The organism is Catellatospora sp. NPDC049609 (assembly GCF_040675365.1).
Taxonomy (GTDB): Bacteria; Actinomycetota; Actinomycetes; order Mycobacteriales; family Micromonosporaceae; genus Catellatospora.
This window is the reverse complement of sequence record NZ_JBFAOU010000063.1, coordinates 1-26,133: the sequence shown is the minus strand read 5'-3', so window position 1 is coordinate 26,133 and position 26,133 is coordinate 1. Positions and strand designations below refer to the sequence as shown.

Annotated in this window: 27 protein-coding genes; 17 read left to right on the top strand and 10 right to left on the bottom strand. The window is 72.5% G+C overall.

Features of this window, described 5'->3' with window-relative positions:
* The first annotated feature begins 184 nt into the window (after nucleotides 1-184).
* Together AB0J67_RS19305 and AB0J67_RS19300 are read left to right on the top strand one after the other, a co-directional pair.
* Nucleotides 185-1,681, top strand: a complete 1,497-nt coding sequence (locus tag AB0J67_RS19305; protein WP_363484238.1) for a pectinesterase family protein — start codon at nucleotides 185-187, stop codon at nucleotides 1,679-1,681.
* A gap of 26 nt (nucleotides 1,682-1,707) precedes the next feature.
* A complete protein-coding gene (locus tag AB0J67_RS19300; protein WP_363484235.1) occupies nucleotides 1,708-3,180 on the top strand; it encodes an RICIN domain-containing protein in 1,473 nt (490 codons plus the stop codon).
* Nucleotides 3,181-3,232: 52 nt separating this feature from the next.
* Here AB0J67_RS19300 and AB0J67_RS19295 read toward each other — a convergent pair whose 3' ends face one another.
* Complete coding sequence (locus AB0J67_RS19295; RefSeq protein WP_363484232.1) at nucleotides 3,233-3,691, bottom strand: SRPBCC domain-containing protein; 459 nt, start codon at nucleotides 3,689-3,691, stop codon at nucleotides 3,233-3,235.
* Between the two features lie 203 nt (nucleotides 3,692-3,894).
* On the opposite strand from AB0J67_RS19295, the gene AB0J67_RS19290 reads away from it, so the two are divergent.
* On the top strand, nucleotides 3,895-4,356 hold the full coding sequence (locus AB0J67_RS19290; RefSeq protein ID WP_363484229.1) for an SRPBCC domain-containing protein: 462 nt from the start codon (nucleotides 3,895-3,897) through the stop codon (nucleotides 4,354-4,356).
* Nucleotides 4,353-4,691: a helix-turn-helix transcriptional regulator gene (locus tag AB0J67_RS19285; protein ID WP_363484226.1), complete on the top strand. Its 339-nt coding sequence runs from the start codon at nucleotides 4,353-4,355 to the stop codon at nucleotides 4,689-4,691. The genes AB0J67_RS19290 and AB0J67_RS19285 overlap by 4 nt, the downstream gene beginning before the upstream one ends.
* A gap of 12 nt (nucleotides 4,692-4,703) precedes the next feature.
* On the opposite strand, the gene AB0J67_RS19280 is transcribed toward AB0J67_RS19285, so the two are convergent.
* Nucleotides 4,704-5,726, bottom strand: a complete 1,023-nt coding sequence (locus AB0J67_RS19280) for a CehA/McbA family metallohydrolase (RefSeq protein ID WP_363484223.1) — start codon at nucleotides 5,724-5,726, stop codon at nucleotides 4,704-4,706.
* Between the two features lie 115 nt (nucleotides 5,727-5,841).
* On the opposite strand from AB0J67_RS19280, the gene AB0J67_RS19275 reads away from it, so the two are divergent.
* On the top strand, nucleotides 5,842-6,750 hold the full coding sequence (locus tag AB0J67_RS19275) for an alpha/beta hydrolase (RefSeq protein WP_363484220.1): 909 nt from the start codon (nucleotides 5,842-5,844) through the stop codon (nucleotides 6,748-6,750).
* Nucleotides 6,751-6,759: 9 nt separating this feature from the next.
* Here the strand turns inward: AB0J67_RS19275 and AB0J67_RS19270 are convergent, their stop codons facing one another.
* Nucleotides 6,760-7,251: a hemerythrin domain-containing protein gene (locus tag AB0J67_RS19270; protein WP_363484217.1), complete on the bottom strand. Its 492-nt coding sequence runs from the start codon at nucleotides 7,249-7,251 to the stop codon at nucleotides 6,760-6,762.
* Nucleotides 7,252-7,434: 183 nt separating this feature from the next.
* Between AB0J67_RS19270 and AB0J67_RS19265 the strand changes: the two genes are divergently transcribed.
* Nucleotides 7,435-7,803 (top strand): MmcQ/YjbR family DNA-binding protein, encoded by a 369-nt coding sequence (locus tag AB0J67_RS19265; protein ID WP_363484215.1) that lies wholly within the window; start codon nucleotides 7,435-7,437, stop codon nucleotides 7,801-7,803.
* On the opposite strand, the gene AB0J67_RS19260 is transcribed toward AB0J67_RS19265, so the two are convergent.
* A complete protein-coding gene (locus AB0J67_RS19260; protein WP_363484212.1) occupies nucleotides 7,804-8,730 on the bottom strand; it encodes an NAD(P)H-binding protein in 927 nt (308 codons plus the stop codon).
* Nucleotides 8,731-8,904: 174 nt separating this feature from the next.
* Between AB0J67_RS19260 and AB0J67_RS19255 the strand changes: the two genes are divergently transcribed.
* Complete coding sequence (locus tag AB0J67_RS19255) at nucleotides 8,905-9,609, top strand: hypothetical protein (protein WP_363484210.1); 705 nt, start codon at nucleotides 8,905-8,907, stop codon at nucleotides 9,607-9,609.
* A gap of 16 nt (nucleotides 9,610-9,625) precedes the next feature.
* Here AB0J67_RS19255 and AB0J67_RS19250 read toward each other — a convergent pair whose 3' ends face one another.
* A complete protein-coding gene (locus tag AB0J67_RS19250) occupies nucleotides 9,626-9,907 on the bottom strand; it encodes a Dabb family protein (protein ID WP_363484207.1) in 282 nt (93 codons plus the stop codon).
* A gap of 88 nt (nucleotides 9,908-9,995) precedes the next feature.
* Between AB0J67_RS19250 and AB0J67_RS19245 the strand changes: the two genes are divergently transcribed.
* From AB0J67_RS19245 to AB0J67_RS19200, 10 genes are all read left to right on the top strand, one after another.
* Nucleotides 9,996-11,765, top strand: a complete 1,770-nt coding sequence (locus AB0J67_RS19245) for a nitrilase-related carbon-nitrogen hydrolase (protein ID WP_363484204.1) — start codon at nucleotides 9,996-9,998, stop codon at nucleotides 11,763-11,765.
* Between the two features lie 6 nt (nucleotides 11,766-11,771).
* Complete coding sequence (locus AB0J67_RS19240; RefSeq protein ID WP_363484201.1) at nucleotides 11,772-12,575, top strand: oxidoreductase; 804 nt, start codon at nucleotides 11,772-11,774, stop codon at nucleotides 12,573-12,575.
* Complete coding sequence (locus AB0J67_RS19235; RefSeq protein ID WP_363484198.1) at nucleotides 12,572-13,540, top strand: dienelactone hydrolase family protein; 969 nt, start codon at nucleotides 12,572-12,574, stop codon at nucleotides 13,538-13,540. Before AB0J67_RS19240 ends, AB0J67_RS19235 begins: the two co-directional genes overlap by 4 nt.
* 5 nt (nucleotides 13,541-13,545) lie before the next feature.
* On the top strand, nucleotides 13,546-14,748 hold the full coding sequence (locus AB0J67_RS19230) for an aromatic ring-hydroxylating dioxygenase subunit alpha (RefSeq protein WP_363484195.1): 1,203 nt from the start codon (nucleotides 13,546-13,548) through the stop codon (nucleotides 14,746-14,748).
* Nucleotides 14,749-14,752: 4 nt separating this feature from the next.
* The gene (locus AB0J67_RS19225) at nucleotides 14,753-15,475 is read left to right on the top strand and encodes a hypothetical protein (protein WP_363484192.1); all 723 of its coding nucleotides are present in this window, start codon (nucleotides 14,753-14,755) and stop codon (nucleotides 15,473-15,475) included.
* Nucleotides 15,468-16,418, top strand: a complete 951-nt coding sequence (locus tag AB0J67_RS19220) for a hypothetical protein (protein WP_363484189.1) — start codon at nucleotides 15,468-15,470, stop codon at nucleotides 16,416-16,418. Before AB0J67_RS19225 ends, AB0J67_RS19220 begins: the two co-directional genes overlap by 8 nt.
* 46 nt (nucleotides 16,419-16,464) lie before the next feature.
* Nucleotides 16,465-17,238, top strand: a complete 774-nt coding sequence (locus tag AB0J67_RS19215) for an SDR family oxidoreductase (protein WP_363484186.1) — start codon at nucleotides 16,465-16,467, stop codon at nucleotides 17,236-17,238.
* Nucleotides 17,235-17,903: a hypothetical protein gene (locus AB0J67_RS19210; RefSeq protein WP_363484184.1), complete on the top strand. Its 669-nt coding sequence runs from the start codon at nucleotides 17,235-17,237 to the stop codon at nucleotides 17,901-17,903. The genes AB0J67_RS19215 and AB0J67_RS19210 overlap by 4 nt, the downstream gene beginning before the upstream one ends.
* On the top strand, nucleotides 17,900-18,643 hold the full coding sequence (locus AB0J67_RS19205) for an arylmalonate decarboxylase (RefSeq protein WP_363484181.1): 744 nt from the start codon (nucleotides 17,900-17,902) through the stop codon (nucleotides 18,641-18,643). Before AB0J67_RS19210 ends, AB0J67_RS19205 begins: the two co-directional genes overlap by 4 nt.
* Before the next feature lie 285 nt (nucleotides 18,644-18,928).
* Nucleotides 18,929-19,306, top strand: a complete 378-nt coding sequence (locus AB0J67_RS19200) for a DUF2255 family protein (protein WP_363484178.1) — start codon at nucleotides 18,929-18,931, stop codon at nucleotides 19,304-19,306.
* Between the two features lie 30 nt (nucleotides 19,307-19,336).
* On the opposite strand, the gene AB0J67_RS19195 is transcribed toward AB0J67_RS19200, so the two are convergent.
* The 5 genes from AB0J67_RS19195 to AB0J67_RS19175 are packed head-to-tail and all read right to left on the bottom strand — an operon-like array spanning nucleotide 19,337 to nucleotide 25,910.
* A complete protein-coding gene (locus AB0J67_RS19195; RefSeq protein WP_363484175.1) occupies nucleotides 19,337-19,933 on the bottom strand; it encodes a neocarzinostatin apoprotein domain-containing protein in 597 nt (198 codons plus the stop codon).
* An 11-nt stretch (nucleotides 19,934-19,944) separates the two neighbouring features.
* Nucleotides 19,945-22,887, bottom strand: coding sequence for an ATP-binding cassette domain-containing protein (locus AB0J67_RS19190; RefSeq protein WP_363484172.1), 2,943 nt, complete (start codon nucleotides 22,885-22,887; stop codon nucleotides 19,945-19,947).
* Nucleotides 22,884-23,603, bottom strand: a complete 720-nt coding sequence (locus AB0J67_RS19185; RefSeq protein ID WP_363484169.1) for an ABC transporter ATP-binding protein — start codon at nucleotides 23,601-23,603, stop codon at nucleotides 22,884-22,886. Before AB0J67_RS19185 ends, AB0J67_RS19190 begins: the two co-directional genes overlap by 4 nt.
* Nucleotides 23,593-24,930: a hypothetical protein gene (locus AB0J67_RS19180; RefSeq protein WP_363484166.1), complete on the bottom strand. Its 1,338-nt coding sequence runs from the start codon at nucleotides 24,928-24,930 to the stop codon at nucleotides 23,593-23,595. Before AB0J67_RS19180 ends, AB0J67_RS19185 begins: the two co-directional genes overlap by 11 nt.
* Nucleotides 24,931-24,932: 2 nt before the next feature.
* Nucleotides 24,933-25,910, bottom strand: coding sequence for an NEW3 domain-containing protein (locus AB0J67_RS19175; protein WP_363484163.1), 978 nt, complete (start codon nucleotides 25,908-25,910; stop codon nucleotides 24,933-24,935).
* Nucleotides 25,911-26,133: the final 223 nt, after the last annotated feature.

The window sequence follows — 26,133 nt, the reverse complement described above, 5'->3', positions numbered from 1 at the left end:
AACTTCGCCGTTTTCGGTTACGGCCGCGTCTTCGTCCCGTCTACCAGACAGCGACACCGGCCGCGCCCACGGCCACGGCGTCGCCCACGCCGGACCACCGGGCGGTCCGGCACCACCCGTCCCCGGGGCGACGGCGCCCGCCCGGCGCCATCGCCGCTGCACCACCGTCCCGAAAGGACCAGAGATGTTCAGATCATCCCCGCCGACCGGCATCGCCGGGCGGGGCCGCTCCTCGTGGCGCCGCCTGCTCGCGGGCGGCGTCGCCGTCGCGGCAGCGGCGGCCGGCGTCCTGGCCGTCACCATGTCCACCGCCGAAGCGGCCGTCGCCCCGGCCGACGGCGGTGTCTACACCCTGGCCTCGGCAGCGAGCGGCAAGTGCGCCGACGTCGTCGGCGCATCGGTGGACAACGGCGCGCTGCTCCAGCAGATCGCCTGCAACAGCGCCGCCACCGACCAGCAGTTCCGCGCCGTGGCCCGGACCGGTGGGTTCAACCTGGTCAACGTCAGGAGCGGCCGCTGCGTCGACGTGCCGAACAGCTCGACGACGTCGGGCACCCAGCTGCAGCAGTGGGGCTGCGGCGACGGCACCAAGCCCCACCAGCAGTGGACCTTCACCGCCTCCACGGCGGCGTCCGGCAAGTACCTCATCCGCAGCGTCGCCACCAACCTGTGCGTCAGCAACATGGACGGCTCCACCGCCGGCGGCAACCCCGTCGTCCAGGAGACCTGCTCCGACATCGCCCGCATGCAGTGGGCCTTCAACGCCGTCGGCACCGCACCCTCGCCGTCGCCGAGCGGCACGACCACCAGACCGACGGTCGCCTCGGACGGGACCGGGACCTACCGCACCGTGCAGGCGGCGATCGACGCCGTCCCGGCGAACAACACGACCCGCCGGGTGATCACGATCAAGGCGGGCACGTACCGCGAGATCGTGACCCTGCCCGCCAACAAGCCCTACGTCACCTTGCAGGGCCTGGGCTCGGCGGCGTCACACACGGTCATCGTGAACAACCGCAGCGCGGCGGGCGGCTACGGCACCTCGGGCAGCGCGACGCTGTTCGGGTACGGCCACGATCTGGCCCTGGTCAACCTCACCGTCTCCAACGACTACGGCGAGGGCAGCCAGGCGGTCGCCCTGCACCTCAACGCCGACCGGGCGGTGCTGGACAACGTACGGCTGCTCGGCAACCAGGACACGTTCCTGGTCAACGACGCCACGCGGGCGTACGTGCGCAACTCCTACATCGAGGGCACCGTCGACTTCATCTTCGGCGGCGGCACGATCGTGTTCCACAGCTGCCAGATCTACCAGCGGCGGTCGACCGGCGGCCCGATCACCGCGGCGAGCACGCCCGCGACGAAGGCCTACGGGATGCTCTTCTACCGCTCTAACGTCACCGGCGCGGCGAACAACGTGACCCAGCTCGGCCGCCCGTGGCGGCAGGACGCGCAGGTCCTCTACCGCGAGACGGCGCTGAGCGCGACCATCCGCACCGCGCAGCCGTGGACCGACATGTCCACCAACACGTGGCAGAACGCGCGGTTCACCGAGTACCGCAACACCGGCGCGGGCGCGACCGTCAACGGCAACCGCCCGCAGCTGTCCGACGCGCAGGCCCCGAACCACACCCCGCAGCGGTACCTGGCCGGATCCGACGGCTGGAACCCGGTCGGCTGACCGCCCCTCACCCCAAGGAGTGCATCGTGCGTAGCACCAAACGCGGCCTGCTGGCCGTGCTGAGCGCCGCCACCGTGGCGCTGTCCGGCGTGGTCGTCGCCGGATCGGTCTGGCCCGCCGAGGCAGCCGTCGCCCCCGCGGACGGCGGCGTGTACACCCTGGCCAACGGCGCCAGCGGCAAGTGCGCCGTCGTCGCGGGCGGCTCGGTCGACAACGGCGCGCTGCTCCAGCAGATCGCCTGCAGCACCGCCGCCACCGAGCAGCAGTTCAAAGCCGTCGCCCAGTCCGGCGGGTTCAACCTCGCCAACGTCAGGAGCGGCCGCTGCGTCGACGTGCCCAGCAGCTCCACCACCTCCGGCACCCAGCTGCAGCAGTGGGGCTGCGGCGACGGCACCAAGACCAACCAGCAGTGGACCTTCACCGCGTCGTCCGCCGCCGCCGGCAAGTACCTGATCCGCAGCGTCGCCACCAACCTGTGCGTCAGCAACAGGGACGGCTCCACCGCCGGCGGCAACCCCGTCGTCCAGGAGACCTGCTCCGACATCGCCCGCATGCAGTGGGCCTTCAACGCCGTCGGCGCGGCTCCGTCCCCGTCCCCCACCTCGGGCCGGACCTGGTCGAACACCGCCGACGGGTTCGCCGCGGGCACCACCGGCGGCGCGGGCGGCACCACCGTCACCGTCACCAACCAGGCCGACCTGGTGCGCTACGCCGCCGCGAGCGAGGCGTACGTCATCCGGGTCAACGCCACCATCACCGTGACGCCCTACGGCATGGAGATCCCGGTGAAGTCCAACAAGACGATCATCGGCGTCGGGCGGAACGGCAGGATCAAGAACGGCGGCTTCTTCCTCGGCGCGGGCACCCGCAACGTCATCATCCGCAACCTCACCATCGGTGACACGCTGATGGCCGCCGACGACCCCGACGACAAGGACTACGACTACGACGGCATCCAGATGGACACCGCCGACCACGTCTGGATCGACCACAACACCGTCAGCCGCACCAACGACGGCCTGATCGACAGCCGCAAGGACACCACGAACCTGACCGTGTCCTGGAACAACCTCGGCAACACCAACAAGGCCTTCGGCATCGGCTGGACCGAGAACGTCACGGCCCGGATGACGATCCACCACAACTGGATCCACGACACCAACCAGCGCAACCCCAGCACCGACAACGTGGCGTACGCCCACCTCTACAACAACTACCTGCAGAACGTCGCGTCGTACGGCAACCTGTCGCGCGGCGGGACGCGGATGGTGCTGGAGAACAGCTACTTCGAGAACGTCGCCAACCCGTACTACCCCGACACCACGGCCGCGCAGCTGCGGGAGTCGGGCAGCATCCGGGTCGACTGCACCGGCAAGGCGTCGACCAACGGGTCGGCGTTCAACCCGGGCAGCTTCTACGCGTACACGCTCGACCCGGCCGCGAACGTGCCCGCGCTGCTGCGCACGTACACCGGCCCGCAGGCGAACATCGGCAACTAGCGAACCCGCCGGCCGGCCGTGCGTGCCGGGTGACGCACGGCCGGCCAGCCGGTCACCACGGATCGGGCAGACCCGCTCCCGTGGTGATCAGGCTGCGCAGGCTGCCGTTGATGTAGTGCAGCCAGGCCGTCGAGCAAGCGCCGAAGCACTCGACGTCCGGCACCAGACCGACGTGGGTGAACCGAAGCTCGGTCCCCCCGGCGGTGGGGGCGATGTCGAACACGATCTCGGTCCCGATCCACTCGCGCTGCTCCGGGACGAAGGCCAGCAGGCTGTCGGTGACCCGCCAGGCAATGCGCCGCCCCGGCTCCAGCTCGACCACCCGCTGGCGGCTGTAGTGCTGCGGCGGGTGTCGGTAGGTGAACTCGGCGCCCACCGCGTCGGCGCGCCCCTCGACCTGGCCCGTCCACCACGCGCCGACGTCCAGAACGGCGGCGTAGACCTCTTCCGGTGACTGCCCGACCGTGTACGACGTCGAGTAGTCGCGCGAGGTGCGCGATGCAAGCTCCATCTCCAACTCCAAACTAGCAACCTACGGTTGCACGAGCGTAGGCCGATGACGACCCAATCTGCAACCACACATTGCATGTTTCTCCTTCAAGAGAGCACGTCGTGGCAACTGCATACGATTTCGCGCAATGAATAGTTGCGCTTTTCAAGGTAGCCGGATACGCTGGCGGACAACTGACGGTTGCTTGAGATGAGGTGGGACACGTGGAGTTCGGAAGCATTGAGCGGGAGCTTCGCATCGACGCCGCCCCCGAGGTGGTCTACGAGGTGATCAGCTCTCCTGAGCATCTGCGCGAGTGGTGGCCCGATCACGCCGAGCTCGACCCGGTCCCGGGCGCCGCCGGCAGGATCATCTTCGGCGACCCGGCGGCAGCCAACGCCAAGATCGCGCCGCTCACCGTCCTGGAGGCCGACCGGCCCCGCCGGTTCGCGTTCCGCTGGGTGTACGACGAGGCCCCGGCCACCGCGACGAACTCGCTGCTGGTGACCTTCGACCTCGTTCCCTCCGGTGACGGCACCCTGCTGCGCTTCACGGAGACCGGCTTCCGGGAGCGCGGGTGGGAGGCCGCCGTCCTCGAGGAGGCCTACCGCGACCACGTCCGCGGCTGGGACCTCTTCCTCCCTCGCCTCGTCCGGTACGCCGCCCGGCTGGTCGCGCGGCCGTGAACTCCACGATCGACGACGAGCTCTGGTCCGCGGTCGGCGATCCTACCCGTCGGCGGATGCTCGGCCTGCTCCTCGCCGACGGCGGCGGCACGGCCACCACGCTCAGCGAGCAGCTGCCCGTCACCCGGCAGGCGGTCGCCAAGCACCTCGGCGTGCTGGACCGCGTCGGCCTGGTGCATGCCACGCCGGCGGGGCGGGAGCGCCGCTACGAAGTGGACGAGGCCCAGCTCGCCCGCGCGGTCGCCCAGCTGTTCGCGGTCGGCGCGACCTGGGACGCCCGGTTGCAGCGGATCAAGCGGATCGCCGAGCGGATCCAGCACGCGCGGCCGGACTGACCGCGCCGACCCTCAGCAGAGGACGACCGGATTGCTGAGCGCGGCCATGCTCCCCCCGGGATGCCGAACCTCGACGCGGACATACGCCGACTCGTCGGCGCTGGTGGGCCACTCCACGACGCCCGACCCGCCGGCGGGCAGCGTCTCGTGCCGGATCCGGCCCCGGTCGGTGTGCAGGCTGACGACGCCGGACGGCACGCCGCCGACCTCCACCCGCACCATGACCGGCTCGTCGCCGGTCTTCAGCCGCTCGCCGACCCCGGCTCGGCGGTCACCGGCCGTCGCCGTGAACGACAGCGCGACCGCGGCCGACTCCGCGATCCAGCTGTGTCCGGCCCGGATCCCGGCGAGGATCGCCTCGGTGCTCAGCTCCTCGGCCAGCACGACGGTGTGCGGCGTGCCGATCTGGTCCCGCAGATGCACGTCGCTGTTGCCCATGGCGGGTCGCCACCGCCCCGAGTGGACGCCGACGGCCAGGCCGCGACCCCACTCGGCCAGGGCAGCCTCATTGTCGGCGTTCCAGGGCAGGTCGGAGGCCCACAGCCCGTTCCACACCTCGACCACGTCGAACCGCTCGAACGGATACATGAACATGCCCGAGGGGTACGGCGCATGCGGGTGGGCGGCCACGCACAGCCCACCGGCCTGATGCACACGGTCCAGCTGCTCGTCGATCGCGTCGTCGCGCACGCGGTAACGCCAGTCCACGACCTGCCCCGCGCCGATGCCGAGCGTGAGCCAGTGCCCGGTGTGGGTGGTGACCTCCTGACCCAGGATCACCAGCAGGTCGTCACCGGCGTGCGGCCCCCACAGGCCGTGCGTGCCGGCCGTGTTGTGCTCGGTGGTCGCGATGAAGTCCAGCCCGGCCGCACGGGCGGCGGCCGCGAGCTGCTCCGGCGTCAGCTCGCCGCCGTGGGAGTGCGTCGAGTGGACATGGCAGTCGCCCCGGTACCACCCCCGCCCCCGGCCGGGCACCCGCTGCGGCGGGAACCGCGCGTCCGAGGTGGATCCGGCGCCTTCTCCAGCCGCGGTCATCCCGGCAGCGTACGCGCGGCGACCGGCCCCCACCGCCCCGGCGGCTGCGGCACCGGGCAGCGCCCGGCGCACCCGTACGTCAGAATCGACCAGCTCCACAAGCGACGGGGGAAGCATGGAAGACGTCATCGCGCGAGCCTTGTCCGCGCTGGTGCCCGGCGGGGTGACCCGCGGCGCCACGGCACGCGGTGATCGCGAGCTGCGCTGGATCGAGGCGGGCACGGGCGCGCCGACCGTCGTGCTGGACGCGGCCAGCGGCACCGCCGGGCTGACCTGGGCACCCGTGCTGCCCGCGCTGGCCGCGCACACCCGCGTCGTCGCCTACGACCGGGCCGGGCTGGGCGCGAGCGACCCCGCACCGGCGCTGACGCTCGCCTCCCAGCTCGACGACCTCACCGCGTTGCTGGACGAGACCGGCGGCGGTCCGTGCGTGCTGGTCGGCAACAGCTGGGGCGGGTTGCTGGCGCAGCTCGCGGCCTGGTCCCGGCCGGATCTCGTGGCGGGGCTGGTGCTGGTGGACCCGGCGCACGAGCAGTTCCGGCCGTGGCTCATCAGTGCGGTCGAAGGGCTGCTCAACCGGCTGTTCGCCGGGCGCAGGGCGCTCGGCCTGGCCGACCGGTCGCTGCGGGAGCAGGCCGTGGCCCAGGCACGCGCGATCACCGACGACCCGGCCGTGCAGGCCCTGCTCGTCGACGCCGAACTCGCCTGCTGGGCGCAGCGGCACCAGATCCGCACCGGCCTGGCCGAGGGACGGATGATCGCCGCGCAGATCCCGGAGTTCCGGCGCATGCGGGCACGGTCACGGTTCGCCGACATCCCCGTCGTCGTCCTGAGCGCGACCACGGGGATTCCCGCGGGTATGCGTGCGCGGTGGACGGCATGGCAAGCCGGGATCGCCGCGGCGGCGCACCGGGGCGAGCACGTCCAGGTGCCCGACGCGGGTCACTACATCCACCAGAGCAGGCCTGAGGTTGTGGTGGAGGCGATCCTCGGCGTCGTCGCGCAGTCCCGCCGTGCGGGCTGAGACGCGACCTCAGGTCGTGCCCTCGCGGAACCTGAACACCCTGTCCGACCAGCCGGTGTCGGGCACTCCGGCGTCGAGCGCCCTGCTGATCGCGCGCTCCTCGTAGTTGAAGTGCGACTCCATGATCGCCATGAGCCCGTCGAGCTCGCGGCTGACCGCGTCGAGCCCCGTCCCGGGTGAGCGGGCGGCGTCCGCGGCGAGTTCGGCCACCCTCAGCAGGATCGACTCGATCATGTGGTGGTCCTCGACGAGGCTCGCGACGGTCCCTGCGAGGTCGGGTCGTTCGCGTACCAGCTCGGCGAACAAGCCCTGGTCCTCGCCCTGGTGGTGCGTCGTCAGCGCGGCGCAGAACGCCAGGCAGTGGGTGGCGAGCACGTCGTCGTCCAGCCTGCGCCGGCCGAGATCCGCCTTGAGCGCGCCGATCCGGCCGCGCAGTTCCTGATGTGCCTGCGCCAGTTGCAGGCTGAGCGCGACCGCACGGTCGCTGTCGTGGGATGCCACGGATGGTCCTTCGGTGCCACACCTCCATGCCTGACGCTGTCCGCCACCGGCACGCGATGCTGCCGGTATCCGATCACGGCAGCGCCGATGCCGCAAATCAGGCGGCTGAGTGATCGCCCGGGCATGTCCCACGCGGCCGTTAGGCTGTGCGCATGCGGAAGCCGACATGGGGGCGTGATCTTGATGGCTGACGCCGACGACGTCCGCCGGCTGGCGCACTCCCTACCCCACGTGGTCGAGATCGACAGCGAGGGCTTCGACTTCCGGGTCGGCGGCAAGGGGTTCGTCTGGTCATACCCGGAGCGGACTCCAGGCAGCCCGCGCGTCATCCGCACCGACATCGCCGTGCTGTACGTCGGCGACGAGGCGGAGAAGCAGGCGCTGCTGCTCGGCGAGCCCGCGCGCTTCTTCACCACGCCCGCCTACGACGGGCTGCCCCTGGTCATGCTGCGGCTGGCCCAGGTCGACGTCGCCCGCCTGACCGAACTCGTCACCGACGCCTGGCGCATGCGCGCCCCGGACGAGTTCGCCGCCGACCTCGACGGCGTCTGATCAGTCCCGCGGCGCTCCCGGCCCGGCGAAGGTCTCGCGCAGTGACGGGTCGATCGGCCGGCCGGAGGCCGGTTCGATGAAGAGGTCGGTGAGCACGAGGTCGGCGAAGTGGGCGGGGTTGATGCCCGACTCCTTGCGGCCGAGGGCCTGCATCCAGCCTCCGGCCGCCAGCGCGGCCCGGACGGCGGTGGCGGGCAGGCGGCGGACGCGGCGGCTGCGGCCGACCGCCTCGGCGATGCGGCCGATCATGTCGGCCCAGGTGAGGTTCTCGTCCGCGACCGGGATGTCCTCGCCGCTTCCCTTCTCCAGGGCGTCGACCGCGGTCTCGGCGACGCTGCGCGCCGACACCGCGGCGGTCCCGCCGACGGGGACCAGCAGAGGGGTACGCGATCTCGCCCAGCCGTCCAGCGGGCCGGCCCAGTTCGGCAGCCGGTCACCGGCGCGGCCGAAGACGAACGGCAGCTCGATGACGGCGACGGGCAACTCCGGTCCGGCGGCGTCCCGGCCTTCCCTGGCCTGCGCCACGCGGCACCGGATGTACGTGTGGTGCTCCGGGAGCCGCCACTGCGGGTGCAGCCGGTCGAAGTAGGTGTAGTAGGAGCCCGTGATCACGCCGCGGGTCAGGCCCTCTTCGCGGGCCGCGGTGAACAGGCGCACCACCGGCTCGACGAGGTCGGCGCGGAACACCGGATGGATCGGCTTGGGCAGCGGCTTCTGCTCGTCGGTGCGGGCGGCGTACACGACGCCGTCGTGCCCGGCCAGCAGCGTCCGCAGCTCGTCGACCGACGCCGAGCCCAGGTCGAGGGTGTGGTCGACGCCCGGCTGGGCGCTGCGCGCCACCGAGGTCGCGGCATGTCCCCGCTCGCGCAGCACGTCCACGACATGGGCACCGATCAGACCGCTTCCACCGACCACGAGAATTCTCACCGCCGCATCGTCCACGGTGGACCCTGGCGCTTGTCAAGCCACGGTTCCGGCGAGGCAGCGGCGGGCCCGTCGGGCCCGACCCTGGCGGCATCGCGCTCGCCGCGCGCACCGCGACGTCGGCCGCCACTCGCCCGGGTGGTCGATCCCCCGGCCGCTCAGGCGTAGGGTCAGCCGGTGACCGCGTACGACATCGCCGCCGAGCTGCCGCCGATCGACCGGCTGCGGGAGCGGTGCAAGGCGCTGGCCGTGCTGGAACGCATCCTCGACGGCGGGTACCCGTACTACACCTATACGACCGCGTGGGGTGCGGACGAGGCCGCGCTCATGAGCAACGGCAGCGGCGACGAGTGGGCCGTCGTGTTCACGGCCGACGGCGCGTTCATCCGGGTGTTCGACCACGAGTCGAAGATGACGCCCTACCGCGACCCGGATCTCGAACTGTGGCCGGGGCTGCTCGACGGCCTTCCGGCGGTGTTCCTTCCGCAGCTCGACGAGCCGGCGTTCGGGGACGGGACCGGCTTGGACACCTTCGTCGCCACGGCGGTGCTGTGGCGGCTCACCGGCGACGACCGGTGGCACGCCGGGGCGGGCATCGACTTCCCGGCGCTGCGCGGACCGTACGACGACATCGGGCCGGACGGCACCGGCCTGCTCAGGATCCTGCTCGACGACATCGTCGACCGTTATGTCGACTTCGCCGAGGACTACTACGAGCGGAAGCCGGACCGGGCGGCGGTCGAGCACGTGGTCGCTTCGCGCCCGCTCACCGACGCGGTCGTGCGAGCACTGAACCCCGCGATGACGCTCGCCGAGCTGCGGGACGACCTCGCCGCGCTCGGCTACCCGCCCGAGGCGGGGCAGGACCGCGGCCCGCGGTGAGCGGACACCCGGGCCGTCAGGACGTGTAGTCGACGACCGTGCGGGCGGCCAGGCGCGGGCGCAGCCACTGGGCGAGCTCCAGGTGCGCCGGGTGCCGCTGGTATCCGGCCAGGGCGTCCGCGTCGGTGTGCGTGGTGATCATGCACAGGTGCGCGGAGACCGGAGTGTGCAGCTCATCGAGGTGCACAGACATGCTGGAAATCTCCGCAACGTCCGCCACCAGGGCTTCCAAAAGGTCCTTGGCCTTGGCAGCATCTGCTGCGTCGGTGAACGTCATCAGCACTACGTGAGAAAGCATCGCGACCTCCGGTCGACCCCTGTTGCTAACGCTCCCGCAAGTGTAGTTTTGGGAAACAGCGTTTCGCTAGGGGAACCGGAGACAGTGCATGGCTCCAGTACGGGTCGCCGCGGTGCAGCTCGCCGCGTCGCAGGACGTCGACGGCAACCTCGCCTCGTGCCTGCGTCTCATCGACGACGCCGCGGCTCAGGGCGCACAGCTCATCGTGCTGCCCGAATTCTGCAACCACCTGTCCTACTACACCGACCGCGCGCAGGCGCACCGCATCGCGACCCGGCCCGGGGACCCGTTCCTGACCGCGATCGCCGACCGGGCGCGGGCGCACGGCGTACACATAAAGATCAACGTGACGCACGCGCACCCGGACGGGCGCACGGGCGGCACGAACTTCCTGTTCGGCCCGGACGGCGCGCTGCTCGGCCAGTGCGACAAGCAGACCCTGATGGGCGCCGAGAACGACCACCTCGACCCGGCGACCGAGGTCGGGCCGATCATCGACACGCCGCTCGGCCGGCTCGGCATGTACGCCTGCATGGAGGGCGTCATCAACGAGGTGGCCCGCGGCCTGGCGCTGCGCGGCGCGCAGGTGCTGCTCAACAGCCTCAACTCGTTCGCGCTGGACGAGGCGAGCCTGCACATCCCGGTGCGCGCCGCCGAGAACAAGGTGTGGGTCGTCGCCGCCAACAAGATCGGGCCGCTGCTGCCGGAGGAGCACCTGCCCCGGCTCAGCGCCGCCCTCGGCGTACCGGCGGAATGGCTGCACGGTGCGGGCGAGAGCCAGATCGTCGCCCCCGACGGGACGGTGGTCGCCAAGGGGCCGCGCACCGGCGAGGCCGTGGTCATCGCCGACATCGACCCTGACCTGGCCGACGGCAAGCTGCGCCCGGACGGCACCGACATCTTCGCCACCCGCCGCCCCGAGCTGTACGCGCCGATCGCCGCCCCGCCGCACGGCCGCCGCCGCCCGGCGGGTGCCGCCGGCTTGCAGGTCGCGGTGGTGCGCGGCGACGCCGCGACCGCCGAACGGGAAACAGCCCTGGCCGCCGCAGCCGGGGCCGAGCTCATCGTGGTCCATGAGGGCGATCCGGCCGTGCTCGCGGCAGCTCTGGACGGCACCCGCGCCCACGCCGTCGTCGGCACCGCCACGGGACCGGTCCTCATCAACGCCGCGGGCGTCGTCGCCCGTCAGCCGCGGCTACATGGTGGCGCGACGGGCGACAACCCAGAAGTTGTCACGACAACCCAGAAGTTGTCGTCGCGCCAGGCAGCAGTGTCGCCGGCCGACACCACCGAAACGACCGGGACAGCCCCGACGACCGAGACAGCCGAGGCGGCCACATCGCCGACCAGCGCGCTGACGGCTGCGAGCGGGCCGGCCGCGCAGCCCTCGCCGGACGGCGCGGGCGACGCGGCTCGCCTGCTGACGGTGGACCTGCCCTGGGGACGGCTGGCGATGGTGGCGAGCGGCGACTCGATCTACCCCGAGCTGTTCCGGGTCGCCGCGCTCGAAGACGTCGACGTCGTCGCGGTGACGCTGACGGCCGCCGAGGAGTGGGAGCTGGCACTCGGGCTGCCGGAGCGGGCGGCGGAGAACCGTCTCAACGTGGTGGCGGCCACGCCGCTGCACCAGGACGCGGCGGTATTCGCGCTGTCGCCCGACTTCACGCTGTGGACCGCGTGGCAGGGGCCGTTCACCGGGCGGATCAGCCACCCCGTGGTGTCGACCGTGCCGGCGGGTCAGGCCGTGGGGCGGGCCGACGTCGCGCCGGCCCAGGCCGCCAACCGGCTGGTGTCCCGCCAGACCGATCTCGTCGACGGCCGCCCGTGGCGGCTCGTGCAAGCCCTCACAGAAAGGTAGGCCACGGTGGCCGAAACACTCCGGCACGTCGAGGACATGGTGGACAACTCCCCCGTCGTCGACGTCCACGAAACGTTCCACGAATGGCAGCAGCTGCTGGCCGAGCTGAAGGCGAAGATCGACGCCCGGTTCGAGCTGCACCGCGACGAGTCGACCCGGGAGCTGGAGTCGTACGGGCAGTACCCGGACGGCCCCGGCGGCTCGCTGGCCGCGTACAGCGGGCCCGAGGTGGACTGGATGGTGCACTCCTGGCTGGGCAACCCGGCCGCGAGCTTCGCCAACCTGCACCTGACCGTGTGGCTCGGCCCGCAGGTCAAGGTGCCGCACCTGGGCCTGGCCCTGCTGGTGTGGCCGGAGGGCTGGTTCTACCTCGACTCCGTGCCGCGGGTGAACCTGGTCGAGGACGGCGAGTACTACGACCGCTACTACGCCCCGCTGGACCAGGAGTGGCTCGCGCACCGCGGCGACCCGGAGTTCGAGTACTTCGTCAGCCGGGCCGGGTTCATCCGGGCCAGCCTGTCGCCGACGGCGTACTGCTACTCGTTCCAGCGCAGCGCGCGCAACATCGACATCGTGCGCAAGCTGACGCACGAGCACGTGGACCGGTGGCTGCGCTGGGTCGACGAGGCCGAGCCGGTGCCGGTCGAGCAGCGGGCCGCGCTGGCCGAGACGGACCTGCGCATCCGGCGCAACATCGCCGACCGCGACCCGGCCAACGTGATGGGCGTGCGCTTCTTCGGCCAGGAGACCACCGACAAGCTGGTCCGCGGCCTGTGGGGCGGGGACCGGAAGTCGGAGCGCCCGAGATGAGCACCATCCGCTCGGTGTGGTGGGCGACCACCGTGCCCGGTCACGAGCCGCCGTTCGACACCGCCCACCTGCGCGTGTACTACCCGGCGGCGCCGGACGGCTCAGACCGCGAGCGGCTGTCGGGGGTGATGGCCGCCGAGACCTCCGGTGCGCCGTACCCGGTGGCGGTGATCGTGTCCGGGGTGAACGTGGGCCAGGAGGCGTACCGCTGGCTGGCCTGTGCGCTGGCCGAGCGGGGCATCGTCGCGGTCACCTACGACTGGGTGGGCACGCTGTTCGGGGGCCTGCACGGGATCACCCCGGGCGTCGACCTCGACGCGGCCCGGCCCGACGGCTACGGCAAGCGGCCCACCACCCCGTCGCTGCGGCCGGTGCTCGACGCGCTGGCCGCGATGACCGGGCCGCTGGCGGGGCTGCTGGACCTGGACCGGGTGGCGCTGATCGGCCACTCGGCGGGCGGCACCGTGGCGCTGCAGTCGGCGCGGTTCGTGCCCGAGGTGAAGGCGGTCGCGACGTACGGCGCGCACACCATGGTCGCCACGATGCTGGGCTGGCCGGCGGGCACCGTGCTGCCGGCGCAGGCCGACTGCCCCGTGCTGCTGGTCGCGGGCACCAACGACGGCGTGATCAACGGCTCGGCGGACCGGTACGGCGAGGACGCGGCGACCCGGCGCGACCCGATCACCCGCACGTTCGACGAGGCGCTGCCCGACCGCGACGGCGCCAACCTGCTGGTGCGCCTGGCCGGAGCGAACCATTTCGCGATCGTGCACCCGGTGGACCACACGGCGGCGCGGGCGTTCCTGGACCAGCCCGCCGAGGGCGACCCGGACGCGCACCGCGCGCTGCTGGCCGACCTGCTCGGCGTGTTCTGCCAGGCGCACCTGTCCGGCGCCGCGGCGGCGTATCCCGAACTGGACAAACTCACCGGGCATCCCGGCGTCGACTCCATCCGGCGGAGGTAACACCCATGTTGAAGAACTTCTGGTACGCGGTCGAGTTCGCCGACCGGGTCACCACCAAGCCCGCCCGGGTGACCGTGCTCGGCCAGCACCTGGCCCTCTACCGGACGCCGAAGGGCCGCCCGGTGGCGCTGTCGGACCTGTGCGTGCACCGCGGTGCGGCGCTGTCGGGCGGCTGGACCAAGGGCGACTGCATCGTCTGCCCGTACCACGGCTGGGAGTACGAGCCGGACGGGCAGTGCACGAAGATCCCGGCGAACCTGCCGGGCCGGGGCATCCCGAAGAAGGCCCGGGTGGACTCGTACCCGGTGCAGGAGAAGTACGGCTTCGTCTGGGTGTTCATGGGCGACCTGCCCGAGTCCGAGCGCCCGCCGCTGCCGGTGTGGCCGGAGTTCGACGACCTCAAGGAGAACGGCGGCCGCTTCCGGGCGGTGACCGGCGAGTTCCTGTGGCAGGCGAACTACGAGCGGATCCTGGAGAACGGCTGCGACATCGCGCACGCGCCGTTCGTGCACGCGGGCGCGTTCGGCAACCCGGAGCGCCCGGAGGTCGCCGACTACGAGCTGGAGACGCCGGACGAGTGGTCGGCGTTCGCCACGGTCGACCTCTACCCGCCGCGGCCCAAGGGCATCTGGGCGCTGCTCAACCGCAACAAGGGCGATCTGAGCAACCGCCCGCCGGTGCGCACCTCGGCCGGCTGGATGCTGCCCAACATGATCAAGCTGCACGTGCGGCTGCCGATCGGCGAGCTGATCATCTACGACACGAACATCCCGATCGACGAGACGACCACGCTGGTCAAGTGGGTGGCGCTGCGCACCTTCTTCACCGGCAAGTGGGCCGACAAGAACGCGATCAACCGTACCCTCAAGATCTTCTATGAGGACGCGGAGGTCGTGAACAAGGTCCGGCCCGAGCTGCTGCCCTTCGACCTGGGCGCGGAGCTGCACATCAAGAGCGACCTGATCGCGGTGCACTACCGGCGCCGCCGCCAGGAGCTGGCCGAGAAGGGCTGGCTGCTGTCCGACGAGGACAGCATCACCGGCGACGTGCCGCGCCGCACCGCGACCGTGATCGCGTCCCCGGCCCGCCGGGAGAACGCCGAGCTGGCCCGCGCCTGGGTGCACAAGGCCCGCGGCGAGCACCCGACCGTCCAGGCCGCCTGGGACGCCGCCGACGCGGCCGAGGCCGACCCCACCCCCGAGGAGTGACCCCGTGAGCCTGCCCGCCGACCTGTGCGAGCGCACCCTGCAACGCATCCTGGCCCGCCACCCCGACCTGGTCGAGCAGGAGACCCCGCTGGCCTCGCTGACCAGCCCGATGTCGCCCGCGCCGGTCGGCTCGGTGCGGATCTTCAAGGGCTCGGCCGTGGCCAAGGTGGTGTACGTCGGGCTGGTCGTCCCGATGATCCAGCTCGACAGCCACATGATCTTCGCGTTCACGCCGGAGGACTCGGCCGTCCCGCACTTCACCCTCGACTCGGTGTACGGCGGGTCCTACCACGCCTTCCACCTGGACCTGATCCCGCGCGCCGACCTGGCCTCGCACCTGCCGTACACCGACGCCGCGTTCCACCCGCTGAGCCCGGTGTTCGAGTCCGCGGCGGCCATCGAGGGCCTCACGCCGGCCGCGATCGGGCCCCGGCAGCGGGCCATCATGTCGCCGTGGATGCTGGTCAACCGGGCGTCCGAGGAGGCGTTCGCGGCGATCACCGAGCACGTCGACGCGTACGCCGGACACTGGTCGGCGCTGGTCGACAAGGGTCTGCCCGACGACGTGCTGGCCGGGCTCGCCGACACCGACCTGGCCGCCCGCGACACGGCGGTGCGCGCCAACATCTTCAGCCGCGACGTCGACCCGGTCTGGGCGCAGGTGTCCCGGCTGCTCGGCGACGAGAAGACCGACGCGATCCGCGCCGAGCTGGTGGCCAATGGCTGAGCCCAGCGCGTGGCAGCAGCGCATCACCGGGGAGTGGCACGGCCGGCCGTCGCTGTTCGACGCGTCCGGCACGTGGTGCGGCTACGAGGACATCCGCCGCTCCTCGGTGTTCGCCGACGGCGTCACCACGTACTACATGGACGGCGGGCTGACCGGCGGCGGGCCGCTGGCCGGGCAGTTCCGGCTCGGGGCGCCGTTCGCGTTCGGGGTGAAGGACGCCGACGACAACCGCGTCTACACCGGACCGGACTTCTACGGCACCGGGCAGCCCTACGGCTCCTTCGTCGACTCGCACTACTACGGGCCGGGCTGGCAGGTCGACCTGAACACCTGGAACCAGATCCTGCCCGACGGGCAGACCCAGGTGTACTCGTCCGTGCTCTACCAGGGCTGGTCCGTCGTCGGCTGCTTCAACGGCGTCTACACCCGCTCGCACGACCACGACGAGAACCCCGCGACCCAGGCCCGGGTCGCCGAGTTCCTGGCCGCCGAGACCCGCCGCGGCCCCGTCCCGCACATCATGCCCACCAAGCAGGCCGGGGCGTACGCGGGCAGCGTCGAACTCTGGGGCGCCGACCAGAAGCAGCGCGGCACGGTCGACGTGCGGCTCGCCCTGGAACCGGTCGACCTGCTGCACACCCGCCGCACCCTGACCTGGTCGGGGGCGCTGGAGCGCACCGCCACCGCGGTCGTGCGGCGCGACGGCAACCGGCTGTTCCACGAGGGCCCGCAGGTGTGGGGCAACGCGATCGCGTTCGGCCGCGCCGCGTTCGGGTCGCTGCACTTCACCGACGTGGTGAAGCTGAAGACCCGCGAGGTCCTCATCGACGCCGAGCCCGGCATGTCCGCCGGGAAGCAGCTGGCCGTGGTGTACGAGGTCTTCGACGGCAACGTCCTCGACGGCGTCATGCACGGCCTCCTGGAATGGGAGGACGCGGCATGAACGAGCGGATCGCCACTCCCCGTCATGGCCACGGCGAGGAGGCGTCATGAGCAAGGTCGTCGTGGTCACCGGCGGGACGCGCGGCATCGGCCTGGGGCTGGTGCGGGAGCTGACCGCCCGCGGCGCGCAGGTCGTCTACTGCGGACGGTCGGTCGACTCGGTCGAACGCGCCGGCGCGCAGGTGCCGCAGGCGTACGGCGTGGTCGCCGACGTCACCGACCGGGACGCGGTGCGGCGCCTGTGGGACGCCGCCGTCGACAGGCACGGGCGCGTCGACATCTGGATCAACAACGCGGGCATGTCCCCCGCCCGGCACCGGCTCTGGGAGCTGCCGCCCGGCGAGCTGGACGCGACCGTCGACCTGAACCTGCGCGGCCTGCTGCACGCCGCCGCCGTGGTGCTGGCCGGGATGGCGGCCCAGGGCCACGGCGCGCTGTGGAACATGGAGGGCTTCGGCTCCAACGGCATGATCCGGCCCGGCCTGACCGTGTACGGCGCCACCAAGCGCGCCGTCACGTACACCACCGACAGCCTGGCCAAGGAGGTCGCGGGCACCGGCGTGACCGTGCACCACCTGTCCCCCGGCATGGTCGTCACCGACCTGCTCACCCACGACTACACGCCCGACGAGCTCGCCCAGGCCAAGAAGATCTTCAACATCCTGGCCGACCGGGTCGAGACCGTCACCCCCTGGCTGGCCGAGAAGGTGCTGGCCGGCGCCGCCAACGGAGCCCGGGTGGCGTGGCTGACCCGCGGCAAGGCCTTCTGGCGTTTCATGACCGCATTCCGCAAGCGCGACGTGTTCGGGGAGGACGCGTGAACACCAACGACTACCCGGTGATCCTCGCTCTGGAGGACTACGTGCCGACCCTGCTGGCGCTGGCCGGGTTCTGGCTGCTCGGCGGGGCGTCCCGGCGGATCGACCCGGTCGCCGCCGTGCTCGGGCGGGCCGGGGCGGTGCTCATCGGCCTGGGCGGCGTCGCCAAGTCGACCTGGAAGCTGCTGCTGTCCGGGTTCGGCACGGACTGGCCCTGGCTGGAGCAATCGCTGTTCCCGCTGATGGCGACCGGGTCGCTGCTGGTGCTGTGGTCGCTGCACACGACGCTGCGCGGCAGGATCACGCCGTGGTGGCCGTACGCCCTGATCGGCGTGGCCGTCGCGGGCGCCGCCGTCGGCACCGGCACCCTGCAGCCCACGTTCATCGCGGCCACCACCGGCGTAACCCTGATCAGCGTGCTCGGCGCGGTGGTGGCCGGACGCCACCGGGCCTGGCTCGCCGTCGTCCTGTTCGTGCTAGGCATCGTCGGGGTGACCTCGCTGGTGCCGCTGCGCAGCCACCCGGAGCACCACACCCTCGGGTTCCAGTGGATGGAGCAGGGCATCAACACCATCGCCCAGGCCCTCTTCCTGATCGCGGCGGTGCTGACCGTCCGCGCGGCCCGCACGGTCACGCCCGCCCCCGCAGCCGTCGGAGTGACCGCATGACCGACGCACTGGGCTGGCGGCGGAAGTTCGGCGTGATCGCACCGTCCACCAACACCATCGTCGAGCCGGACTTCTACTCGATGACCGTGCCGGGAGTGACCGCGCACTTCTCCCGCATCCACATCCGCAACCAGGACCTGTCCGACGACGCGAACTTCGAGCACCTGCTGGTGCAGATCCGCGACGAGATCGGCGCGGCCTGCGAGCGGGTGCTGACCTGCGAGCCCGACTACATGGTCATGGGCATGTCGGCGGAGACGTTCTGGGGCGGGGTCGAGGGCAACCGCGAGTTCGTACGCCAGATCAAGGCCATCACCGGCCTGGAGGTCGCCACCGGCGCCGAGGCGTGCGAGCGGGCACTGCAGCTGTACGGGGCGCGCCGGATCGGCGTGGTCACCCCGTACCAGCCGGTCGGCGACCAGAACGTGGTGAAGTTCTTCTCCGAGATCGGGTTCGAGGTCACCGCGATCGAAGGGCTCAGGTGCCCGACGGCGGTGGCCATCGCGCACGTCACCGAGGACGAGCTGCGCGACGCGATCCGCAAGGTCGACGGCCCGGACGTGGACGCGATCGTGCAGTGCGGCACCAACCTGTCCATGGTGCGGCTGGCCGACGAGGCGGAGCGGTGGCTGGGCAAGCCGGTCATCGCGATCAACGCCGCCACCTGGTGGATGGCGCTGCGCGACAACGGCATCGCCGACAAGGTGTACGGCGCGGGGTCGTTGCTCCGCGAGCACTGACCCCCGCCGCGGTTCCGGCGCGGTTGCGCCGGGCTTCCGTCCGGCTCCCGCCGGGCTGCGGCCGGTCTTCCGTCGGGCTTCCCTCGGTGATCGCGAGTTCGGGTCATGATCTGCAGTCGGACTGCATTTCGTGACCCGAACTCGCGATCATTGCATTGCGCCCACGGCAAGGCGGGGGCGGAGACGGCGTTGCCGGGAACCGCCGACACCTCGGCCCGTCGCACGGGAGAATCGGCCTGAGGGGCACCTGGCTCCTGCGGCCCGCCGATTCACCAGGAGGCGATCATGACCGGATGGACATCCGACGAGCTGGCCACGATCGGCCAGGCCGATGAGCTGGAGCTCGCCTCCCAGCGGCGCGACGGCAGCCTGCGCGACCCGGTGACGATGTGGGTGGTCCGCGACGGCGACGACCTTTACGTCCGGTCCATGCACGGCCGCGCCGGCGCCTGGTTCCGCGGCACCCAGACGCGGCACGAGGGCCACGTCCGGTCCGCCGGGGTGGACAAGGACGTCGCGTTCGTCGTCGACGCCGACCCCGGCCTCAACGACCGCATCGACGCCGTCTACCGCAGCAAGTACGGCCGCTACGGCAAGAAGTACGTCGACAGCGTCGTCAACCCCGCGTCCCGCGCCTCCACGATCAAACTCGACCCGCACTGAGCCCGCAGGCCGTGGCGGGTCGTGAAGTCGTCAGGCTGCCGCGGTGGTGCGGCGGCGGGGCAGCAGCAGCAGCAGGAAGCCGATGCCAGGCAGGAGCAGGGCCGTTCCCGCCAGGACGATGAACCAGTGCTCGTCGCCCGGACCGGTCTTGGCCAGGCTGGCACCCGGGCTGGACGACGCCGTCGGCGCCGTGGTGGCGCCCCCGGACGACCCGAACGAGATCTTCACGCTGGTCGCGTTGAACTTGACGATGTCGTCCGGCGCCGACGACGGCAGGATCTGCGCCGCGATCACGCACTGCCGCTTGGTGCAGTCGAACGACCCGAACTTCTTCGCCACGCGCAGCGTCACCCCCGGGATCTTGCCGCTGGCATCGGCGTTGACGAACTGCGCGCCGCCCGCGAGATTGCAGTCCGTGGGGCCCTTCACCTCCGCGATGCACTGGCCGATCGCGATCTGCTTGAGGCCGGCGGTGAAGCCCGACCCGTTGACCGTGATCGAAGCCCCGTCGGCCAGGCCGCTGGACTTGCTCAGCCGCAGCGCCGGCTTGGCCGCGGCGGGCTGGGCGAACATCGGCACGGCCACCGCCACGACGGCGAGGACCGCGACCACACGTGCTCTCCACATGGGAAACCTCCTTAGACGGGTACGCCGGAGCGGTGCACCGCCACGGCATCGGTGCCCAGGTATGCCGCGACCACGGCGGGGTGCTCGCGGACCTGGTCGGGAGTGCCGTCGGCGATGACCCGGCCGGCGTCCATGGCGACCATCCGCCGTGCCAGCCGGGACAGCAGCGGCAGGTCGTGCTCGATCACCAGCAGCGCCACGCCGAGCTCGCGGTTGACCCGCAGCAGCAGGTCCGCCAGCGCGACGCCGTCGGCCTGGGACACGCCCGACGACGGCTCGTCGAGCAGCAGCAGCGACGGCTCCAGCGCCAGCAGGCAGGCCAGCTCGGCGGTGCGGCGGGTGCCCGTGGACAGCGCCCCGACCGGCCGCTCGGCGACTTCGCCGAGGTCGAACAGGTCGAGCAGGTCCGCGGCGAGCGCGGCCTGCCGCCGCTGCGGCCCGCGCCCGCCGAGCGCGGCGGTCAGCAGCCCTTCGGGCGCGGTGCGCTCGGCGGCGACCATCAGCGACTCGCGTACGGTCAGTGTCGGGAACAGCCGCGAGTCCTGGAACGAGCGCACCAGCCCGAGCCGCGCCCGCCGCTGCGGGCTGTACGCGGTGACGTCGCGCCCGGCGAACTCGACCGTCCCGCCGTCGGGCTTGGTGAACCCGCCGAGGATCTCGAACAGCGTGGTCTTGCCCGCGCCGTTCGGCCCGATGATGCCGACGACCTCTCCGGCCGCCACGTCGAGCTCGACACCGGCGACCGCCTGGACGCCGCCGAAGGCCCGCGCGACACCGCTAGCCCGCAGCAGTGGACCGCCCGTCACCACCAGTGGCCTGGTCCGCTCCGGCAGCCGCACGCCGCGACGCCGCCCGACCTCGTCAAGGCCGGTCACAGCAGGGTGCGCCGAGGGTTCGGCTGCGGCCACAGGACGCGCCACCGGTGAAGCCGCTTCCGCCGGGTGGGCCAGCGGTGAGGCGGCTGCCGCTGGGCGCCTGCGCGGCAGCGGATCCGGTGGCGACGGCACCTGTCTGATCTCGGCTGCGGGTTCGTGCAGGGCCGCCCGGCGGTGGCGTCCGATCCGGCCGCGGACGTCGAACACCGCGAGCGGGCCCCGACCACCCGCCGCGCCGCCCGCGCCGGCCGCTGTTCGCCGACCTGGTAGGCGGCGCAGCAGGCGGGCGAGCGGTTCGCCGAGGCCGCCGGGCAGCAGCACGACGACCAGCAGCCAGCCCAGGGTGAGCGCGGCCTGGCCGATGATGCCCAGCTCGACCAGGCCGGGTATGCCGACCAGCAGCAGCGCGCCGAGGATCGGCCCGCCGAGCAGGCCCAGCCCGCCGACCACGGTCAGCGCGACCGCGTCGATGCCCGCCACGGCCGGGAAGCTGTTGACGGTGACCTGGGTCTGCCCGTGTCCGATGACGACGCCGCCGAGCCCGGCCAGCGCCCCGGCGGCGGCGTACACCTGCAGCTTGCGCAGCGGCGCGGGCACGCCCAGGGCGCGTGCGGCATCCTCGTTGTCGCGCAGCGCCAGCACCGTGCGGCCGAATCCGCCCGCCCGCAGCCGGTGCGCCAGCCACAGCGCGAGCACTAGCATGAGCAGCGCGAACAGGTAGTAGTCCTTGGCCAGCACGAGGGTGTACCCGGTCCAGCTCGGTTTGGGGGCGCTGACGCCGTCGCCGAGCAGGATCGGCAGCCGCAGCAGCCACGCCTCGGCGGCGAGCGCGAACGCCAGGGTGGTCGCGGCCAGCGCGACGCCGCGCAGCCGCAGCGCGGGCAGCGCCACCAGCGCGGCGGCGCCGGCCGCAGCGGCACACCCGGCTACCGCGCCGGTGAAGAAGTTGCCGGTGGCGGCCGACACGTGCAGCGACACGGCAGCGCCGATGCCCGCGAAGGCGAACTGCCCCAGCGACAGCTCGCCCGCGAGCCCGGTGACCAGCAGCACCGACAACCCGACGACGGCGAACCCGGCGACGGCGGTCAGCGCCGAGGCGGTCTGGTTGCTGACCAGGTACGCCGCACCGGCCGCCGCCAGCAGCCCGGCGAGGGCCGCGATGCGGGTGGCCGGGGTGCCGGGCACGGGCACCGCGCGCGGCCAGCGCACCTGCTCGCCGTCGCGCCGCCCGAGCCTTGGTTGGGACAGCAGCGCGACCAGGATGAACAGCGCCAGCGCCAGGGACACCCCGCCGCGGCCCGCGCCCAGCGACAGCAGCACCTGCTCGCCCACGCCGACGGCCAGGCAGGCGGCGAACGCGATCGGCAGCGACGTCATCCGGGCCGCGACCGCACCGGCCAGGCCGCGCAGCAGCAGCTCGGGGCCGAGGGTGTCGATGGACTGGGCGCCCTGGGTGGGGGTCACCAGGATCGCCGAGAACGCGGCGACGGCCCCGGCGATGGCCCAGGCCAGCGTGGTCATCCGGGCGGCGGGGATGCCGTCCAGTCGGGCGGTGTCGGCGTCGTCGGCGGCGGCGCGCACGGCCAGGCCGAACCGGCTGCGCCGCAGGAACAGCGCGAGGCCGCCCAGCAGCAGCGGTGCCAGCAGTGCCATCGCGGTGAACGCGGGCCCGATCGGGGTGCGCCCGAGCGTGAACGACGGCAGGCCGGGCGGCTTGGGAAAGGTGAGGCCGCTGAGTCCCTGGCTGTTGATCAGCAGCGCGAGCACCAGCACGAACTGCGACAGGCCCAGCGTCGCGATCATCCCCGTGACGGCGGGGCGGCCGTGCAGGCGTCGTACGACGCCCGTCTCGATGCCCGCCGACACCGCCGCGGCGACGGCCATGGCGAGCACGAAGGCGAGCCAGTACGGCACGCCGGCGCCGGTGACCAGGCGGCCCAGCACGGCGGCGCCGAACACGCCGACCGAGCCGTGGGCGAAGTTGAGGAACCGGCTGGACCGGAAGACGAGCACCAGGCCGACGGCGAGCAGGCCGTAGGTGAGGCCGGTGAACAGGCCGAGGACGATCGGGTCGATCATGCGTGACCGCCCAGCACCAGGGAGCGCACGAGGTCGGGCCGGGCGGCCAGGTCGGCCGGGCGGTGTTCGGCGGCGATCGTGCCGCGCTCCATGAAGTACACCCGGTCGACCAGCGACAGCGCGACGTTGACCGACTGCTCGACGACCAGGATGGACATGCCGGTGGCGTTGAGCCGCCGCAGCATCTCCAGCAGGCCGCCGACGACGATCGGGGCGAGCCCGAGCGACAGCTCGTCGACGAGCAGCACCCGCGGCTGCTGGATCAGCGCCTTGGCGAGCACCAGCATCTGCCGCTCGCCGCCGGACAGCGTGGACGCGGGCTGCTGCGCCCGCTGCGCCAGGCGCGGGAACACCGCCAGCGCGGCGTCCACCGCCTCACGGGACCGGGCCGGGGCGACGGCGTACCCGTGCAGGCGCAGGTTGTCGAGCACGGACAGCGACCCGAACGCGGCCTGGCCGACAACGGTGGACAGGCCCAGCCGCACCCGCCGCACGGCGGAGACGGCGGTGACGTCGGCGCCGAGCAGGTCCACCCGCCCGGCGCTCGGGCGGTGCAGGCCGCACAGCACCCGCAGCAGCGTGGACTTGCCGACGCCGTTGGGGCCGCACAGGCCGACCAGCTCGCCCGGCGCGACCCGCAGGTCCACCCCGAACAGCACCTGCACCGGGCCGTACGCGGCCTCGACGCCGGTGACCGACAGCGCGTCAGCGGGCAAAGCGCACCTCCTCGCCGCGGTAGGTGAAGCAGGAGCACCCGGTGTCGTACGCGAGCACGCGGTAGCCGTCGCCGACGGTGCGCCGCTCGCCGCCGAGCAGCCCGCGGGTGCCGGCGGCGGGGGTGAACCGGTCGCCGAGCCCGGCGGCGGCCTGCGCGAATGCGGCGGCGTTGAGGTTCGGCCCGAGGTCCTTCGCAGCGGCGTGCAGCAGCAGCGCGGCGTCGCAGTAGGTGAAGGCGACCCGCGCGTTCTCCCGGGTCCGGAAGGTCTGCCCGGCGGCGGCGAAGATGTCCAGGCAGGCCCGCTCGGCGTCGCCGCCCGGGAACGGGAAGCGGCTGTCGGGCACGTCCTGGCTGGGGTTGAAGCCGACGCCGAGCATGCCGTCGAGGGCCGCGACCGGGATGGTCTCGGGGTTGTTCACCAGGAAGGCCGGGTTGTCGAAGCTGGACACGGCATACCGGGCGGTGTAGCTCTGCGCGGCGGCGGTGGTGAGGAAGAACGACGCGAGCCGGGCGCCCCCCAGGAACAGCACCCGGCTGATCCCCCTGCTGCGGAAGTCGACGACGGCCTGGTTGAGCCCCGCGTTCAGGGTGCCGAGGTCGGTCGTGTCGATCCAGGACACGGTGGGCGTGATCCCGACCCGGGTCAGCTCGGGCTCGGCCAGCCGCTGATACACGGCGCGATTGACCGGAGTGTCCGCCGCGACCACGCCCGCGCCGTCGACTCCGGCGAAGAATTCCTGTTCGGACAGCGTACGCAGCAGCGCGCCGACGAACTCGTCGTAGCTGGGGTAGCTGGCCGACCACAGGTAGGGCGACAGCCGCGCGTAGGTGGCGTCGTCGGTGGCGACCAGCGTCGCGTCGAGCATCAGCGTACGGCGCTGGGCGTAGCAGGGGCGGGCGTTGGCCTGGAACTGCCCGGTGAGCACCACGGCGAACGCCTGGTCGTCCTGGGTGATCTGGTTGCAGAGCTTCTCCTCGGCGGCCGGGGAGTCGTTGCTGGCCTCGTAGCTGCGGAACATCGCCTGCATGCGCCGCCCGGCGATGCCGCCGTTGGCGTTGACGTACGTCTCCAGCGCCTTGACCTGTGCGGGCAGGTCGCCCGCGTCGGCGGTGCGGAAGCCGAGGCTGCTGCCGGTGGTGCCGAGGTCGACGCCGACGAACACGACCTTCACGGTGGTGTCGGTGACGCCGGGGCCGGTGCCGGTCACCGCCGTGCCGCGTGGGCCGCCGTCGAGCGCGCCGGGCATGACGGCCGAGCAGCCGGTGAAGGCCACCGCCGCCGCGATCGCCGCGGCGGCCGCGCGCAGTGCCGTCGACCTGTCCATGGTCACCTGCTTTCGCGGGAGGTGAGGAAGGCGTCCAGCGCCGCGAGGTCGACGACGGCGGTGGGCTGCTGCGCCTCGCGTTCCAGCAGGCGGCGCAGGTCCTCCGGGGTCAGCCGCCCACCGGCCAGGCGCCGCATCCGGCCCGCGCCGGGCGCGTCGTCGAAGACGAGGTACGCCCCCAGGTCGGGCAGCCGAACCACGGCGGGCAGCAGCACCGCCCCGTCAACGGCGAGCTGCGGGCCGTAACCCCGGACACGCCGTCGGCGCAGCAGCCGGCGTACCCCGAGCGCGATCATGATCAGGCCGACGAGGTTGAGGAGCACCAGTCCCCACGGGTACGCCCGATGCACGGCCCGTGCCTGCCCCAGCCCGCCCAGCTCGGCGGTCACCGGGTAGTCCCCGATCGCCGCGAACGGGATCGGCACGGCGACCTGGTAGGTGCGGGTCTCGCCCGGGCGCAACTCGCCGGTGGGCGGGGTGGCGACGGCATCGGCGCCGTTGCCGACGCGCACGGTCAGCGGCACCCCGGTAAGCGTCTGCGTGCCCGCGTTGCGCACGGTGTAGACGAGGGTGCGCTCGTGCGGTGCGCCGAGCCAGGCGGGCAGCGAACCGCCGCCGGTGAGGCGGGCCTCCACGACCTCGAGGCTGGTGGGGGTGCGGGCGGGTCTCGGCACCGGCCCCGTGGGGTGGCCCGAGATCTCGATCGGGGCGTCGACATGGCCGCCGCCCCCGGCGCCGACCGCGGACACGTGCACCACGCACGGGCACGGCCGGGGCGGCTCGCCGACGGTGAGCGAGACCGCGAAGCCGCCGTCGCGTCCCACGGCGGCAGCCAGCGCCGCGCGCATGTCGCACGAGGACGATCCCGGCAGCGCCAGCTCCCCGCAGGTCACGAGCTGAACCAGTTGCCCCGCGGGCCAGTTCGCGCCGGTGACCCGCACGGCGTCACCAGGCCGCGCGCGGGCGGCGGACAGTGTCACGCTCCACCCGTCCGTCCGAGCAGCGGAAAGTGCGGCGCTCCGGCTCTGAGCCCGAGCAGCGACGACGGCACCTTCACCCTGAGTTCGAGCAGCGACGACGGCGGTACTCTCGCCTCGAGCGCGAGCCACGACGACGGCCGCGGACTTACTCTGCTGCGCGGTCGACAACTTCTGGGGCCGCCCGAGCGCCCGACCGAGCTCACCAAGCGGGACTGGAAGGACG

What these genes read in the sequence shown, in the direction of transcription:
- AB0J67_RS19305 (WP_363484238.1), top strand. Translation starts at nt 185, where the DNA reads ATGTTCAGATCATCCCCGCCGACCGGCATCGCCGGGCGGGGCCGCTCC.
- AB0J67_RS19295 (WP_363484232.1), bottom strand. Translation starts at nt 3,691, where the DNA reads ATGGAGCTTGCATCGCGCACCTCGCGCGACTACTCGACGTCGTACACG.
- AB0J67_RS19280 (WP_363484223.1), bottom strand. Translation starts at nt 5,726, where the DNA reads ATGACCGCGGCTGGAGAAGGCGCCGGATCCACCTCGGACGCGCGGTTC.
- AB0J67_RS19275 (WP_363484220.1), top strand. Translation starts at nt 5,842, where the DNA reads ATGGAAGACGTCATCGCGCGAGCCTTGTCCGCGCTGGTGCCCGGCGGG.
- AB0J67_RS19265 (WP_363484215.1), top strand. Translation starts at nt 7,435, where the DNA reads ATGGCTGACGCCGACGACGTCCGCCGGCTGGCGCACTCCCTACCCCAC.
- AB0J67_RS19250 (WP_363484207.1), bottom strand. Translation starts at nt 9,907, where the DNA reads ATGCTTTCTCACGTAGTGCTGATGACGTTCACCGACGCAGCAGATGCT.
- AB0J67_RS19245 (WP_363484204.1), top strand. Translation starts at nt 9,996, where the DNA reads ATGGCTCCAGTACGGGTCGCCGCGGTGCAGCTCGCCGCGTCGCAGGAC.
- AB0J67_RS19235 (WP_363484198.1), top strand. Translation starts at nt 12,572, where the DNA reads ATGAGCACCATCCGCTCGGTGTGGTGGGCGACCACCGTGCCCGGTCAC.
- AB0J67_RS19230 (WP_363484195.1), top strand. Translation starts at nt 13,546, where the DNA reads ATGTTGAAGAACTTCTGGTACGCGGTCGAGTTCGCCGACCGGGTCACC.
- AB0J67_RS19220 (WP_363484189.1), top strand. Translation starts at nt 15,468, where the DNA reads ATGGCTGAGCCCAGCGCGTGGCAGCAGCGCATCACCGGGGAGTGGCAC.
- AB0J67_RS19215 (WP_363484186.1), top strand. Translation starts at nt 16,465, where the DNA reads ATGAGCAAGGTCGTCGTGGTCACCGGCGGGACGCGCGGCATCGGCCTG.
- AB0J67_RS19205 (WP_363484181.1), top strand. Translation starts at nt 17,900, where the DNA reads ATGACCGACGCACTGGGCTGGCGGCGGAAGTTCGGCGTGATCGCACCG.
- AB0J67_RS19200 (WP_363484178.1), top strand. Translation starts at nt 18,929, where the DNA reads ATGACCGGATGGACATCCGACGAGCTGGCCACGATCGGCCAGGCCGAT.
- AB0J67_RS19195 (WP_363484175.1), bottom strand. Translation starts at nt 19,933, where the DNA reads ATGTGGAGAGCACGTGTGGTCGCGGTCCTCGCCGTCGTGGCGGTGGCC.
- AB0J67_RS19190 (WP_363484172.1), bottom strand. Translation starts at nt 22,887, where the DNA reads ATGATCGACCCGATCGTCCTCGGCCTGTTCACCGGCCTCACCTACGGC.
- AB0J67_RS19180 (WP_363484166.1), bottom strand. Translation starts at nt 24,930, where the DNA reads ATGGACAGGTCGACGGCACTGCGCGCGGCCGCCGCGGCGATCGCGGCG.